11 protein-coding genes are annotated in these 15,310 nt (G+C 75.1%); 7 read left to right on the top strand and 4 right to left on the bottom strand.

Annotated features, from left to right (window positions below):
- Positions 1–38 precede the first annotated feature (38 nt).
- The 4 genes from G5V58_RS16100 (at position 39) to G5V58_RS16085 (ending at position 4,572) form a co-directional block, all read left to right on the top strand.
- Positions 39–866, top strand: a complete 828-nt coding sequence (locus tag G5V58_RS16100; protein ID WP_165234870.1) for a class I SAM-dependent methyltransferase — start codon at positions 39–41, stop codon at positions 864–866.
- Positions 867–928: 62 nt separating this feature from the next.
- The gene (locus G5V58_RS16095) at positions 929–2,050 is read left to right on the top strand and encodes a hypothetical protein (RefSeq protein ID WP_196240517.1); all 1,122 of its coding nucleotides are present in this window, start codon (positions 929–931) and stop codon (positions 2,048–2,050) included.
- Positions 2,051–2,066: 16 nt separating this feature from the next.
- A complete protein-coding gene (locus G5V58_RS16090) occupies positions 2,067–3,227 on the top strand; it encodes a SpoIID/LytB domain-containing protein (RefSeq protein ID WP_165234864.1) in 1,161 nt (386 codons plus the stop codon).
- 31 nt (positions 3,228–3,258) lie between these two features.
- Positions 3,259–4,572, top strand: a complete 1,314-nt coding sequence (locus G5V58_RS16085) for a right-handed parallel beta-helix repeat-containing protein (protein ID WP_165234861.1) — start codon at positions 3,259–3,261, stop codon at positions 4,570–4,572.
- Between the two features lie 4 nt (positions 4,573–4,576).
- Here the strand turns inward: G5V58_RS16085 and G5V58_RS16080 are convergent, their stop codons facing one another.
- Entirely contained in the window at positions 4,577–7,975 is a 3,399-nt protein-coding gene (locus G5V58_RS16080; RefSeq protein WP_165234858.1) for a pyruvate carboxylase, read from the bottom strand.
- Positions 7,976–8,062: 87 nt separating this feature from the next.
- Here G5V58_RS16080 and G5V58_RS16075 point away from each other — a divergent pair, with 87 nt between their 5' ends.
- Entirely contained in the window at positions 8,063–8,971 is a 909-nt protein-coding gene (locus tag G5V58_RS16075) for a TolB-like translocation protein (protein WP_165234855.1), read from the top strand.
- Positions 8,968–10,140 carry an AGE family epimerase/isomerase gene (locus G5V58_RS16070; protein WP_165234852.1) on the top strand — a complete coding sequence of 391 codons (1,173 nt, stop codon included), beginning with the start codon at positions 8,968–8,970 and terminating at the stop codon, positions 10,138–10,140. The genes G5V58_RS16075 and G5V58_RS16070 overlap by 4 nt, the downstream gene beginning before the upstream one ends.
- 2 nt (positions 10,141–10,142) lie before the next feature.
- Here G5V58_RS16070 and G5V58_RS16065 read toward each other — a convergent pair whose 3' ends face one another.
- Positions 10,143–10,304: a hypothetical protein gene (locus tag G5V58_RS16065; protein ID WP_165234848.1), complete on the bottom strand. Its 162-nt coding sequence runs from the start codon at positions 10,302–10,304 to the stop codon at positions 10,143–10,145.
- A gap of 69 nt (positions 10,305–10,373) precedes the next feature.
- Between G5V58_RS16065 and G5V58_RS16060 the strand changes: the two genes are divergently transcribed.
- On the top strand, positions 10,374–13,352 hold the full coding sequence (locus G5V58_RS16060) for an alpha-mannosidase (protein ID WP_230486675.1): 2,979 nt from the start codon (positions 10,374–10,376) through the stop codon (positions 13,350–13,352).
- Here the strand turns inward: G5V58_RS16060 and G5V58_RS16055 are convergent.
- Both G5V58_RS16055 and G5V58_RS16050 read right to left on the bottom strand, forming a co-directional pair.
- The gene (locus G5V58_RS16055) at positions 13,342–14,757 is read right to left on the bottom strand and encodes a PH domain-containing protein (protein WP_165234845.1); all 1,416 of its coding nucleotides are present in this window, start codon (positions 14,755–14,757) and stop codon (positions 13,342–13,344) included. The two genes, G5V58_RS16060 and G5V58_RS16055, sit on opposite strands and share 11 nt — an antisense overlap.
- A 53-nt stretch (positions 14,758–14,810) precedes the next feature.
- Positions 14,811–15,302: a PH domain-containing protein gene (locus G5V58_RS16050; RefSeq protein ID WP_230486674.1), complete on the bottom strand. Its 492-nt coding sequence runs from the start codon at positions 15,300–15,302 to the stop codon at positions 14,811–14,813.
- Between the last annotated feature and the right edge of the window lie 8 nt (positions 15,303–15,310).

The following is a 15,310-nucleotide window of genomic DNA, read 5'->3' as shown; positions in this document are numbered from 1 at the left end:
GAGGCGGCCGGGGCCCCGCCGCTCCCAGGATCGTCGGCATGACCCAGACCCGCACCCAGACCGATCCCGACCGCGCCCTCAAGGCCAAGCACGCCGCGATGTGGGCGATGGGGGACTACCCCGCCGTGGCCACCGAGGTGATCGCCCCGCTCGGCCCCGCGCTCGTCGAAGCCACCGGCGTCCACCGCGGCGACCGCGTCCTCGACGTGGCCGCCGGCGCCGGCAACGCCGCCGTCCCGGCCGCCCTGGCCGGCGCCGACGTGGTGGCCAGCGACCTCACCCCCGACCTCGTCGAGACCGGCCGCCAGGCCGCCGCCGCGGCCGGCGCCACCCTGCGCTGGGAGGTCGCCGACGCCGAGCACCTGCCGTACGCCGACGCCGAGTTCGACGCCGTCCTCTCCTGCGTCGGCGTGATGTTCGCCCCGCACCACCAGGAGGCCGCCGACGAGCTCGTCCGCGTGCTGCGACCCGGCGGCCGGCTCGGGCTGCTGAGCTGGACGCCGGAGGGCTTCATCGGCCGGATGTTCGCCACCATGAAGCCGTACGCCGCCCCGCCGCCCCCCGGCGCCCAGCCCCCGCCGCTCTGGGGCGACGAGGGCCACGTCCGCACGCTGCTCGGCGACCGGGTCACCGGCGTCGACGCGCGCCGGCAGACCCTGCCGGTCCGGCGGTTCGCCGACGGCGCGGCGTTCCGCGACTTCTTCAAGCGCACCTACGGCCCGACCATCGCCTGCTACCGCGGGCTGGCCGACGCCCCCGACCGCGCCGCCGAGCTCGACGCCGCCCTCGCTGCGCTCGGTGACGACGCGCTGCGGGAGGGCACGATGGGGTGGGAGTACCTCCTCGTCACCGCGACCCGCGCCTGAGCCACCGCGCATGGCCCGGGTGGGCCATGGAGGTCGCGGGCCGGCAGCGGGACGATCCGAGGATGACGCGAGCGCTGAGCCCCCGGGTCGTCCTGCTGCTGGCGGTCGCGCTGCTGGTCGGTGCGTTCGGGGCCACGGCGATCGCCGCCGGCTCCGACGCCCCGGTCCGTCTCTGCGTGGCCAAGGACGGCTCGGTGCGGGTGGTGAAGAAGTCGTGCCAGGGCGGCGAGCGGCTGGTCACCGTCAACCAGCAGGGCGTGCCGGGTGCGGCCGGGGCCGTGGGTCCGGCGGGTGCGCCGGGTCCGCCCGGTCCCCCCGGCGCCCAGGGTCCCGAGGGCGCGTCCGGCCCGGAGGGTCCGCCCGGCCCGCCCGGCCCGCCCGGACCGACGGCCTCGGCCGCGCCGACGGTGCCGGTCGACCTGCCGACCTACGGCACGGAGCGCATCCTGCTCGTGGTGGACGGGGCGGCGCAGTACGTGCAGAAGGTCTCCGGCTGCAACCAGCCCGACTTCGACCAGCCCGCGCTGCCGTGCCGCTTCGAGCTCACCGCGGACCTCCGGCCGCAGACGAAGGCGTGGCTCCAGCACGCGGGAGACCCCGCCGCGCCGCCGGTGACGCTGTCGGTGGTGACCGGCAACTTCAACTACGAGGAGACGGCTCGACTGGACATCGCGAACCCGAGGATCACGCGGATCGCGGTGCCAGGTCTGGACGGTTCGTCCAAGAACGCCACCGCCCTCACCGTCGACGTGGTCGGCACCGTCACCCGGACACCGGGCAACGGCTCGCAGATCCCCCGACCCACCACCACGAGCGCCACGAACCTGCTCGCCAGCGCCTTCCGCGTCACCGTGGGCGGCCAGGTCCTCAACCGCATCCGGAGCGCGGCCGACCTCGCCGTGGACTTCTCCGGGACGGCGCCGGTGCTCACGACAGCGCTGACCATCTCCCCGATCGATGCCGGCATCCTGCGCACCTGGGCGGACGAGTCCCACGCGGGACAGAGCCGGACCATGACCGTCGAGCTGCTCACGCCGAACTTCGCCACGATCCTGGTCTCGCTGTCGGCGCAAGACGTCCGGACGGTCGGCTACCCCGAGCCCTTCCCCGTCGGCGAGCTCAACCAGGCGGGTGCCGTCTCGGTGGGCGTGCGCGGCACCTACACGCAGCTGCAGGCGCCCTGACCTACCCTCGGTACGCATGACCCGCTCCCTCGTCGTCGGGCTCGTCGGGCTGCTCCTGGCCGGCTCGGGACCGGCCGCGACCGCCGCGCCCCGCGAGACCGTGCCCGCCGCGGCGTCGTACACCGTGACCGGCTACGGCTACGGGCACGGCCACGGCCTCTCGCAGTACGGCGCGCAGGGCGCGGCCCGGCAGGGACTGACGTGGCGCCAGATCGTCGGCTTCTACTACCCGGGCACGCGGATCGGGAGGGCCCGCGGACCGCTGCGGGTCCTCATCACCGCCGACCGCAGGGACGTGCAGGTCGACGCCCAGCCGGGGCTGCGGCTGGTCCGGCTCGAGGGCCGCAAGACCTTCCGGCTGGACCGGCTGCGGCCGGGCGCCAACCGGTGGCGCATCACGCCCCAGGGCGAGCGCAGCGTGGTGTCCTACCGCACGCCGCGCGGCTGGCAGCGGTGGACGTCGTTCCCGGGCGGGGCGCAGTTCAGCGGCGGACCGCGGCCGATGACGCTGCGGCTGCCGCACCACGAGGCGGCGCAATACCGCGGTGCGCTCCGCTCGGTGGACCGGCGCACGGTGAACGTCGTCGCCCTCGACAGCTACCTGCGTGGGGTGGTGCCGCGCGAGGTGCCGGCCGAGTGGGAGGCCGAGGCGGTGCGGGCGCAGGCGGTGGCCGCGCGCTCCTACGCGGCGTACGAGCGCGCGACGGCGATGGGCGAGTGGGACCTCTGCGACACCGAGGCCTGCCAGGTCTACGGCGGCGTGCGCGACGAGCACCCGGCCACCGACGCGGCCGTGCGGGCCACGCGCGGCAAGGTCGTGACCTGGCAGGGGGCGCCCGCCTTCACCCAGTTCTCCTCCAGCAACGGCGGGTGGAGCACGGCCGGTTCCCAGCCCTACCTGGTCGCCCAGGCCGACCCCTACGAGGCGTCGTCGGACAACCCCAACGACCCGTGGACGGCCACCGTCACCCGCCAGGCCGTCGAGAGGGCGTGGCCCGCGGTCGGCACGCTGCAGGGGATCACCCTCACGCGCGACGGCGTCGGCCCGGCGTACGGCGGGCACGTGAGCGCGGTGACCCTGACCGGCGCGGGCGGGCAGAGCGTCCAGCTGACCGGGGACGCGTTCCGCTTCGGCCTGGGGCTGAGGTCGACGTGGCTCCAGCTCGCGCCCGCGTGACCCCGGGGGCACCGTCCCCGTTGGAGCAGGCATGGGGGTACGTCTTCTCGGGCGCCTGTGCGCCCTCGCTCTGGTCCCGCTCGCGGTCGTGGTGGTCCCGCCGCCCGCGCACGCGCTGCTCACGACCTACTACGTCAGCAGCACCGGCAGCGACAGCGCCGCCGGCACCCAGCAGGCACCGTTCCGCACCATCGCGCAGGCCACGGCGACCGCGCCGGTCGGGGCGACGATCGTGGTCGGCTCGGGTCAGTACGCACCCTTCGCGGTGACCAAGGCCGGCCAGAGCGTCCGGCCGGCCACCGGCGCGTCGGTGGTCGTGCGCGGCGCCGCGGGCGTGCGTGACGTCGTCCTCCTCGACGCCCCCGGCGCGACGCTGACCGGCGTGACCGTGACGGGCTGCGTGCCGAACGCGAACCCGCCGGGCTCGCTCGACGACGAGGGCAGCAGCGCGGTGCGCATCGACGACGGCGCCACCGGCGTGACGGTCAGGGGCGTCACCATCACCGACAGCCGCGGCACCAACGACCACGGGCTGCCGTTCGGCTGCTACGGGATCCTGGCCCACGGCGCCGACGCCTCGACGATCACCGGCAACGACATCTCGGGCACCGGCACCGGCGTCTACCTCAACGGCGGCGGCCGGCTGACCTCGATCACCGGCAACCGGATCCACGACAACGACGTGCTCATCCGCAACACCCCCGGCGGCGACGACGACTACGGCGCCAACGGCATCACCTTCGCCGGCGTCGACGCGTTCCCCGGGGCCCTGGCCAGCGGCAACACCATCACCGGCAACTCCGGCCCCTCGGCCGACTACGAGTACGACGGCGGCGCGTTCGAGATCTACGACTCCTCGCACGTGCGGATCATCGTCAACACGCTGGCCGACAACGAGAACGTCCTCGAGACCGGCACCAGCCCCGACGGGAGCAACCCGCTCGGCGACTGCGTGGGCAACACCTTCTCCGGCAACACCGCGACCGGCCGCGCGCCCGGCAGCCGGCTCGAGCGCTCGATCGGTCTGATCCTGCGCTGCGCCACCGGCATGGTCGTGGCCGGCAACACCTTCACCGACCTCGACTGGTTCGTCTACGACATCTTCACCGACGACCAGTTCTCCAGCGACGTGCTGGGTCTGGCCATCACCGGCAACACGGTCGACCAGGCGCAGAAGGTCTACCACCTCGGGCTCGAGCCGCTGGCCACCGTGAGCCGGATCGACGCCAACCGCTACCACGTGACCGGCGCCGTCTTCGCCAGCTACGACGACGGCTCCACCAGCCCGACGCTCGCGGCCTGGCAGTCCCGGTCCGGCCAGGACCTGCTCGGCACGGCGTCCTAGGTCCTCAGCCGAGGACGACCACCAGGTCGCCGCCGTCGACGGCCTGGGTGCCGGTGACGGCCAGCCGCTGGACGGTGCCGGCCACCGGCGCGGTGATGGAGGCCTCCATCTTCATCGCCTCGATGGTGGCCACGACGGCGCCGGCCTCGACGCTGTCGCCCTCGCCGACCACGACGGTCACCACGCCCTGGAAGGGCGCGGCCACGTGGCCCGGTCGGCTGGTGTCGGCCTTCTCGGCGACGGCCACCTCGCTGGCCACGGCCCGGTCGCGGACGCTGATCGGGCGGAGCTGGCCGTTGATGGTCGCCATCACCGAGCGGTAGCCGCGCTCGTCGGGCTCGCTGATCGCCTGCAGGCCGAGGATCACGGTCTTGCCGACCTCGAGGGTGACCTCGTGCTCCTCGCCGTACCGCAGGCCGTAGAGGTAGTCCACGGTCGGCAGCGCCGAGACGTCGCCGTAGGTCTCGCGGACCTCGCGGAACTCCCGCGTCGGCCCGGGGAAGAGCAGCTCGTTGAGCGTCTCCTGCCGCGCGCGCGACGACTCGGTGGAGGAGCCGTCGAGACCGGCCGCCTGCTCCGCGGTCAGCTCGCTGGCCGGCGGCTTCCAGGTGCGGCCCGCGAGGGCCTTGGTGCGGAACGGCTCGGGCCAGCCGCCGGGCGGGTCGCCCAGCTCGCCGTTCAGGAAGCCGATGACCGAGTCGGGGATGTCGAACCGCGCGGGGTCCGCCGCGAACTCGGCCGGGTCCGCGCCGGCCGCGACCAGGTGCAGGGCCAGGTCGCCGATGACCTTGGACGACGGCGTGACCTTCGGGATGTCGCCGAGGATGTCGTTCGCGGCGGCGTACATGTCCTCGATCTGCTCGAACTTCTCCCCGAGGCCGAGCGCGATGGCCTGCTGGCGCAGGTTGGACAGCTGTCCGCCGGGGATCTCGTGGCGGTAGACCCGGCCGGTGGGCGACGGCAGGCCGGACTCGAACGGCGCGTAGACGCGGCGCACGGCCTCCCAGTAGGGCTCGAGCGCGTTGACCGCGGCCAGGGACAACCCGGTCTCGCGGGCGGAGTGGTCGGTCGCGGAGACCAGGGCCGAGAGCGGCGGCTGGGACGTCGTGCCGGCCATGGACGCGGTGGCGGCGTCGACGGCGTCGACACCCGCGTCGATCGCCGCCAGCAGGGTGCCGAGCTGGCCGCCCGGCGTGTCGTGGGTGTGCAGGTGCACGGGGAGGTCGAAGCGCTCGCGCAGCGCGGTCACCAGGGTGCGGGCGGCCGGCGCCCGGAGCAGCCCGGCCATGTCCTTGATGGCCAGCACGTGCGCGCCGGCCTCGACGATCTGCTCGGCCAGCCGCAGGTAGTAGTCGAGGGTGTAGAGCCTCTCGTCCGGGCTGGACAGGTCGCCGGTGTAGCAGAGCGCGACCTCGGCCAGGGTCGTCCCGGTCTCGCGGACCGCCTCGATCGCGGGCCGCATCTGCGAGACGTCGTTGAGGGCGTCGAAGATGCGGAAGACGTCGAGGCCGGTGGCCGCCGCCTCCTGGACGAACGCGCGGGTGACCGCGGTGGGGTACGGCGTGTAGCCGACGGTGTTGCGCCCGCGCAGCAGCATCTGGAGCATCACGTTCGGCACCGCCTCGCGCAGCGCGGCCAGCCGCTCCCACGGGTCCTCGGAGAGGAAGCGCAGCGCCACGTCGTAGGTCGCACCGCCCCAGCACTCCAGGCTCCACAGCTGCGGCGTCGTGCGGGCGACGTGCGGCGCCACGGCCAGCAGGTCGGCGGTCCGCACCCGGGTGGCCAGCAGCGACTGGTGGGCGTCGCGGAACGTCGTGTCGGTGACCGCGACCTGGCCCTGCTCCCGCAGCGCGCGGGCGAAGGCCTCCGGGCCGAGGTCCAGCAGCCGCTGGCGGGTCCCGTCCGGCGCCGTGACGTCGAGGTCGACGGGCGGCAGCTTGGTGGCCGGGTCGAGCGTGACCGGCGCGCTGCCGTGCGGCTGGTTGACCGTCACGTCGGCCAGGAAGGTCATCAGCTTGGTGCCGCGGTCGCCGCTGGCCCGGGCCTGCAGGAGCTGCGGGTGGGTCTCGATGAAGCTGGTGGTGACGTTCCCGGCGCGGAAGTCCGGGTCGTCCAGCACCGCCTGCAGGAACGCGATGTTGGTCGTCACCCCGCGGATCCGGAACTCCGCCACGGCGCGCCGGGCCTTGGCCACCGCGGCCTCGAAGGTGCGGCCCCGGCAGGTGAGCTTGGACAGCATCGAGTCGAAGTGCGCGGAGATCTCCGCACCGGTGTACGTCGTGCCGCCGTCCAGGCGCACGCCGCCGCCGCCGGGCGAGCGGTAGGTCGTGATCACCCCGGTGTCGGGGCGGAAGTTGTTGGCCGGGTCCTCGGTGGTGATCCGGCACTGGAGCGCGGCGCCGCGGATGCTCACCGTGTCCTGGCTCAGGCCGAGGTCGGCCAGGGTCTCGCCGCTGGCGATGCGCAGCTGCGACTGCACCAGGTCGACGTCGGTGATCTCCTCGGTGACGGTGTGCTCGACCTGGATGCGCGGGTTCATCTCGATGAACACGTAGTCACCGGCCGGGTCCAGCAGGAACTCCACCGTGCCCGCGTTGCTGTAGCCGATCTCGGTGGCGAACCGCACGGCGTCCGCGCAGATCCGGTCGCGCAGCTCCGGGTCCAGGTGCGGCGCCGGGGCGATCTCGATGACCTTCTGGTGGCGCCGCTGCACCGAGCAGTCGCGCTCGAACAGGTGCATGACCTGCCCGGTCCCGTCGGCCAGGATCTGCACCTCGATGTGGCGCGGGTCCACCACGGCCTGCTCGATGAAGACCGTCGGGTCGCCGAACGCGCCCTCGGCCTCGCGCATGCACGTCTCGACGGCCTCGCGCAGCTGCGCCGGGTCGTCCACGCGCCGCATGCCGCGGCCGCCGCCGCCGGCGACGGCCTTGACGAAGAGGGGGTAGGGGATGGCCTCGCTGCTGGCCACCAGCGCGTCGACGTCGGTGCCGGGCGGCACGCTCTGCAGGGTCGGCACCCCGGCGGCCTTCGCCGCCGCGATCGCGCGCGCCTTGTTGCCGGTCAGCGTCAGCACCTCGCTGCTCGGACCCACGAAGGTGATCCCGGCGGCCGCGCAGGCCTCGGCCAGCGCCGGGTTCTCCGACAGGAAGCCGTAGCCCGGGTACACCGCGTCCGCGCCCGCCCGCACCGCCGTGGCCACGATCCCCTCGGGGTCGAGGTAGGCCCGCACCGGGTGGCCGCGCTCGCCGATCTCGTAGGCCTCGTCCGCCTTGAGCCGGTGCTCGCTCCACCGGTCCTCGTGCGGGAAGACCGCCACCGTGCGCGCCCCCAGCTCGTACGCCGCGCGGAACGCCCGGATCGCGATCTCGCCGCGGTTGGCCACGAGCACCTTGGAGAACATGGCCGAAACCCTAGTGAGCGCCGCGGGCCCGTCCGCGCGGTTACTGTCCCTCGGACACTCCTCACCCCCCGACCCGCCGGAGGACGCATGCGACGCTGGTCCGCGCTGCTCGTCGTGTTCGCCGCGCTGCTGCTGCCGGCGACGCCCGCACGCGCCGCCCACGACGAGCACCGCGTCGTCTGGGACGGCGCCGGCCACCACGGCATCGTGCTGCGCTCGGCGCTCGCGGACGGCAGCGGCGAGGTCCTGCTCCACCGCCAGCCCCGGGGCTTCTCGATGGGGGTGGCTCTCGACGCCGGCGGTCGGCGGGTCGCGCTCGCGACCGCGGAGCCCCGACGCCGTCCGCCTCGCGTCCTGGTCCTGGCGACGACAGGGACGGGCCGGGCCCACGACGTGCTGGCCGGGGACGACCCCTTCTACGCCGTCGGCGCCGTGGGCTGGTCGCCGAACGGCGAGCGGCTGGTGCTCGAGGCCTTCCGGACGCACGGGGGCCGCAACGACCGCGAGCTGTGGACGGTCGGTCGGGACGGCACCGGGCTGAGGCGGCTGCGGACCGTCGGCGAGGTGACGGACGACGGCTTCCTGCCGGTCGGCTCCGGGGTGCCCTGGACGCGTCGCGGGGTGTTCTACGCCGCCGCCGACGGGCTGCACCGGTTCGCCCGAGGCCGCGACCACGCGGTGCTGCGCGGGGTCAGGTCGGTGGTGAGCTCCGGGGACGGCCGGTGGCTCTTCGTCGAGCGCTACGGTCCCGGGCCGCGGGCGCTGTGGCGCCTGCACCCGGACGGCACCGGGCTCGAGGAGCTCTTCACGCTCGACCAGCCCGACGGGTCCTACCTCGGCTCGTCCCGGCCGTCCCGGGACGGCACGGAGCTCCTGACGCAGGTGCTGACCGAGGGGCAGGTGCGGGTGGTGCGGCACCCCGTCGAGCGAGCGCCGCTGCCCTCCGACCCTTCGCTGGGGTTCCTCGACGAGGCACTGGAGCTGGAGTGGCGATGACCGACGACCTCCCCGACGACGACTGGCTCGACGCCGAGGCCCGCCGGCTGCTGGCCTTCGCGCGGTGCGCGCGCCTGGCCTCGGGCGGGTTCGGCTGGCTCGGCGCCGACGGCCGCGTGGACGGCGACCGGCCGCTCGAGCTCTGGATCAACGCTCGGATGACCTACGTGTTCACCCTCGCGCACCTGTGGGGCGAGCCCGACGCCGCGGCGTACGCCGACCACGGGCTGGCCGCGCTGACCGAGACGTTCCGCGACCGCGAGCACGGCGGGTGGCGCAGCCAGGCGGGCGGTGCGGGGCCGGAACGCAAGGCGGCCTACGACCACGCCTTCGTGCTGCTGGCGTCGGCGGCGGCGACCGTGGCCGGGCGGCCGGGGGCGCGGGCCCTGCTGGACGAGGCGATCGGGGTGGTCGAGGAGCGGTTCTGGGACGAGGACGCCGGCGCGCTGCTCGACACCTGGGACGCGGCGTGGCGCGAGCCCGAGCCCTACCGCGGGGCCAACGCCAACATGCACGGGGTCGAGGCGTTCCTGGCCGTGGCGGACGCCACCGGCGACCCGGTGTGGCGCGAGCGCGCCGCACGCATCACCGTCCGGCTGGTCGGCGAGGCGCGCGAGCGCAACGGCCGGATGCCCGAGCACCACGACGCCCGGTGGCGGCCGCTGCTCGACTTCAACCGCGAGCGGCCCGGTGACCCGTTCCGCCCGTACGGCGCGACCGTCGGCCACGGCCTGGAGTGGTCACGCCTGGTGCTCCAGCTGCACGCGGCGGGCGGGGGCGGCGACGAGCTGCTCGCGGACGCGCGGCTGCTCTTCGACGCGGCGGTGCGCGACGGGTGGGCGGCCGACGGTGCGCCCGGGTTCGTCTACACCGTGGACTGGGACGGCACGCCCGTGGTGCGCGAGCGGATGCACTGGGTGGTGGCCGAGGCGGTGCTGGCCGCGGGCGCCCAGGGTCGCGACGACCTGGCCGCGCGGTGGTGGGGCTACGCCCGCGAGCACCTGGTCGACGAGGTCGCCGGCTCGTGGCACCACGAGCTGGACGCGCAGAACCGGCCGGCCAGCACGGTGTGGTCGGGCAAGCCCGACGTCTACCACGCCTTCCAGGCCTGCCTGCTGCCCCGGCTGCCCCTGCACCCGTCGGCGGCGGCCGCGCTGGCCCGGCGCTGAGGTCAGGCGGCGACGCGCTGCGGCTCGTCCACGCGGGCCGGCGGCGGCACGTGCCGCACCCGGCGCGCCACGGTGAGCGCACTGGTGGCGACGACGCCGACGAAGCCGACCAGGGCGAACAGAGCGATCACGGCGACGCCGAACCAGCTCACGAACTCGACCATGAGGCCAGGCTAGGAGCCTCGGGCGGCTCCCGCAGGAGAATCGCCGGATCGGCCTCCTAGCCTGGCTCCGTGCACCGCGACCTGTACGACGAGCCGTTGCGCCTGCGCCGGGTGCTGGAGCGGGTTCGGGCGGCCGAGGAGGCCGACGCCGAGCCCCTCGCGATCACCGCCCTGGCCCTGGACACGGAGCCCGAGCCCTTCGCCGACGTCGTGGGCCGGCCGTTCGCGCCGTTCGCCGTCGGCTCCGCGTGGGGTCCGGCCTGGGGCACGACGTGGTTCCGGCTGCGGGGGAGCGTGCCGGAGCGGATGCGCGGCGCGCGCCTCGAGCTGGCCGTGGACCTCGGCTTCACCGCGGTCCAGCCGGGCTTCCAGGCCGAAGGGCTCGCCTACCGGCCGGACGGGAGCGTGATCAAGGGCGTCGAGCCGCGCACGGCACACCTCCCGCACGAGGGCGGCGACGCGCACGAGGTCGACGTCTACGTCGAGGCCGCCTCCAACCCCACCCTCGGCTGGCGCGGTCCGACCCCGCTCGGCGACCGGACCACGGCCGACGAGGAGCCGCTCTACCGCTTCGCCCGCGCCGACCTCGTGGCCGTCGACGAGGAGGTCCGGGCGCTGGGCCACGACCTGGAGGCGCTGCTCGAGCTCGCCGTCCGGCTCCCGGAGGACGAGCCGCGCCGGCACCGGCTGCTGACCGGGCTGCTGCGGGCCGCGGACCTCCTGGACGGTGGCCTGGACGCCCCGGCCGCCCGCGCGGTCCTGCGGCCGCTGCTCGCGGCGCCGGCGACCGCGAGCGCGCACCGGGTCAGCGCCGTGGGTCACGCCCACATCGACTCGGCCTGGCTGTGGCCGGTCCGCGAGACCGTGCGCAAGTGCGCGCGCACCTTCGCCAACGTGCTGGCCCTGGCCGAGGAGCACCCCGAGCTGCGCTTCGCGTGCTCCTCGGCCCAGCAGTACGCCTGGGTGCAGGAGCACCAGCCCGGCCTGTGGGAGCGGATCCGGGCCGCCGTGGCGGACGGGACGTTCGTGCCCGTCGGCGGCATGTGGGTGGAGTCCGACACCAACCTGCCCGGCGGGGAGTCGATGGTGCGCCAGCTGGTCCACGGGGGCCGGTTCTTCCGCGAGGAGCTCGGGGTCGAGTGCCCGGAGGTGTGGCTGCCCGACTCCTTCGGCTACTCCGGCTCCCTGCCGCAGCTCGTCCGCCTCGCGGGGGCGCGGTGGTTCCTGTCACAGAAGCTCTCCTGGAACCAGACCAACCCCTTCCCGCACTCGACGTTCTGGTGGGAGGGGATCGACGGCACCCGCGTCCTCACCCACTTCCCACCCGCCGACACCTACAACGGCGAGATCACCGCGGACGAGCTGTTGCGCGGCCAGCGGCAGCTGCGCGACAGCGGGCCGGCCAGCCGCGCCCTGCTGCCCTTCGGCTACGGCGACGGCGGCGGCGGTCCCACCCGCGAGATGCTCGAGCGGGCCGCGCGGTACGCCGACCTGGAGGGCGTCCCGCGCGTGGTCGTCGAGTCGCCGGCGGAGTTCTTCGCCGGCGCCGAGGAGGAGTACGCCGACCAGGCGCCGGTCTGGTCGGGCGAGATGTACCTCGAGTACCACCGGGGGACGTACACGAGCCAGGTCGCGATGAAGCAGGGCAACCGGCGCACCGAGCACCTGCTGCGCGAGGCGGAGCTCTGGGCGAGCACCGCGGCGGTGCGCACCGGCGCGGCGTACCCCCACGAGGCGCTCGAGCGGCTGTGGCGGTCGGCGCTGCTGCACCAGTTCCACGACATCCTCCCGGGCAGCTCGATCGCCTGGGTGCACCGCGAGGCCCGCGAGGTCTACGCCCGGATGGGCGCGGAGCTGGAGGGGATCGTCGACACCTCGATCGCGGCGCTGGGAGGCGGCGGGGAGGTCGCGTTCAACGCCGGTCCGTTCGCGGTCGACGGCGTGCCGGCCCTGGGCTCCGGACCGGTCCGCGCCGCGCCGGGCGAGGTGGTCCTCGAGCGCGACGGCGACGACCTGGTGCTGGACAACGGCGTGCTCCGGCTGCGGCTGGACGCGGCCGGGGTGCTCACCTCGGTGCACGACCTGCGCGCCGAGCGCGAGGTGCTGGCCGGTCCCGCGCACCTGCTCCAGCTGCACCCGGACCGGCCCAGCAACTGGGACGCCTGGGACATCGAGCCCCAGCACCTCGCCCACCGCACCGACCTGGTCGAGGCCGACGAGTTGCGCGCGGAGGTCCGCGGCGGCGTGGCCGAGGTGGTCGTGGTGCGCACCCACGGTCCGTCGCGGTTCGAGCAGCGGCTCCGGCTCGCCCCCGGCGCCGGGCGGGTCGAGCTGGAGACCACCGTGAACTGGCAGCACCGCGCCACCCTGCTCAAGGTGGCCTTCCCGCTCGCGGTGCACGCCGACCGCTCGAGCGCGGAGGTCGGCTTCGGCCACGTCCACCGGCCCACCCACACCAACACCTCCTGGGACGCCGCCCGCTTCGAGATCTGCGCCCACCGCTGGCTCCACGTCGGCGACGCGTCGTACGGCGTGGCGCTGGTGAACAGCACGACCTCCGGCCACGACGTGACGCGCGCCGGCGCGGGCGAGCGTCGCGGGTCCGCCCCGACGACGGTCCGGCTCAGCCTGTGCCGCGCGCCCGGCTTCCCCGACCCGGACGCGGACCGCGGCACCCACACCTTCCGCTACGCGCTCGTGCCGGGCGCCGACATCGCCGAGGCGGTGCGCGAGGGCTACCGCGCGAACCTGCCGCTGCGCCGCGGCGCCGCCGCGGTGGAGCCCCTGGTCGCCGTGGCGTCGGGCCGGGCGGTGGTCGAGGCGGTCAAGCTGGCCGAGGACCGCAGCGGCGACGTCGTGGTGCGGCTCTACGAGCCGCTGGGTGGGCGGACCTCGGTGCGGCTGCGGTTCGGCTTCGAGCACCGCGACGTGGAGGTGGTGGACCTGCACGAGCGGGCCGACGCCGAGGTCGCCGCGCTCGCGCCGTACGCCGACGGCGTGCTCGAGCTGGGGCCGTTCCAGGTGGTGACCCTGCGGGTCAGGCGCTGAACTGGGCCAGCAGCTCGGGCAGCGCCTCGTGCGCGACCCGCACCGCCTCGCTCTCGGGCACGTCGAGCACCGCGACGGCCTGCGAGCCGCCCGCGGTGGTCGCGACCAGCGTGGTGAGCCCGGCCCGGCGCTGGAACCACGTGCTCTGCAGGTTCCAGCCGATGATGTGGCGGACCTCGAGCACCCGCCGGCGGCGCACCAGCGAACCGGAGCGGGCCACCAGGTGACCGGCGACCAGGGCGTGGCCCAGTGCGCGGGTGCGGTCCCAGGCCAGCAGGGCCGCGACCGGCAGCACCAGCAGCCCGGCCAGCAGCCACCTCGGCGCGCCCAGCACGACCAGGACGACGAGGACGACGGCCAGCACCGCGGCCGGGCCGGTCGCGCGGGTCCAACGCCGTCTCGCCGCTCGTGGCCCGTGCCCGACCAGGGGGGCGTCGATCGGCTCGGCGGTGTCCAGCACCTCGCGGGCGACGCCCTCGGCCACCGTGCGCGGCGCCGGCGGGACGAGCAGCGAGCTGCCGCGCTGGCTGCGGTCCAGTCCCGTGATGACGGCCGACAGCCGGGCGCCGCGCGCGATCCGGAGGCCGAGCGGCTCGGAGAGGTTGACCCCCGCGACCCGCTCGTCGTCGAGCGTGGTCTCGCGGGTGGTGAGCAGGCCGCGGCTCAGGTGCCAGGTCGTGCCGCCGCGGGTCAGGCGGAAGCCGAAGTTCGTCACCAGGTAGCCGGCCACGGACAGCAGCGAGACCAGCACGGCCACCCCGAGCAGCAGCACCGGGACCAGGACGGCGAGCGGCGCGTCCGGCCCGTCGAGGCGGCTCGGGTCCAGGTGCTCCCAGAAGCCGAAGGCCTGCAGGAGCTGGCTCCCGCCGCCCAGCGCGGCCGCGGCGATGACCACGCCGCTGCCGGTCAGGGGCGCGAAGCGTACCCACGACGGGTCGAGGGCGAGCACGACCCGCTCGGTCTCGGGTGCGACGCCGTCGGCGCCCTCGGCGCCCACGGCGTCGTCCAGCGGCGAGGAGCGCAGCAGCTCCTCGCGCAAGGCCCGGGCCCGGTCGCGCGGGAGGCCGTCGAGGTCGATGCGGTCCTCGTCGTTCGACGAGGCGGTCCCGGTGCCGATGCGCACCGTGGTCAGCCCCAGGATCCGGTGGATGGGGGAGGAGGTCAGGTCGACGGTGCGGACCCGGTCGACGGGCGAGGAGAGCACGTGCCGGTTGAGCAGGCCGCGCTGGAGCTCGATGCGCCCGGCCGCGATCCGGAACCGGGTGGTCAGGTAGCGCAGCAGACCCAGCGCCACCGGGAACGCGACGCCGATGAGCTGCCACTGCTCGCCGCCGGCTGCGGTGCTGCCCACCACCACGACGACCAGCACGGGCAGGAACCGCACCAGCTCGCGGATCGGGTGCACCAGGAGCATCCGCGGGTCGAGCCGCTGCCACTCCGCGTCCCGGGCCAGCTCGCTCAGGTGGCATCACCCTCGACGGTGTCGGCCCGCAGCGTGAGGTCGTCGGCCAGCCGTCGGGCCACGTCGCGGTCGAGCCCGGCGATCTCGAGCGCGCCGGCCGCGCTGGCCGTGGTCGCGGTGACCGTGGCCAGCCGGAACAGCCGCGCGAGCGCGCCCTCGACCAGGTCCACGGTCTGGATCCGCGACATCGGCGCGATCCGCCGCTCCCGCGCCCACCACCCGGTCTGGGTGTAGACCGCGGTCTCGGTCACCTCCCAGCGGTGCACGAGGTAGCGCCAGCTCGGCACGACCGCGACGTACGCCGCCAGCGCGAGCCCGAACAGCACCCACGCCCACCACGGCACGTCGAACAGGTCGACCGGGCCGATGAGCACGATCGGCACGATGCTCATGACCAGGACCTGGAGCAGGGCCTCGGCGGTCCACATCAGCCGCGCACGCGGGCTGACCCGCTGGCTCGGCTCGCGCAGCGAGGGGACGGCGGGCACGGGGCGAG

Source organism: Nocardioides anomalus (assembly GCF_011046535.1).
GTDB classification, from domain to species: Bacteria; Actinomycetota; Actinomycetes; order Propionibacteriales; family Nocardioidaceae; genus Nocardioides; species Nocardioides anomalus.
This window is presented reverse-complemented; position numbering and strand designations above follow the sequence as displayed.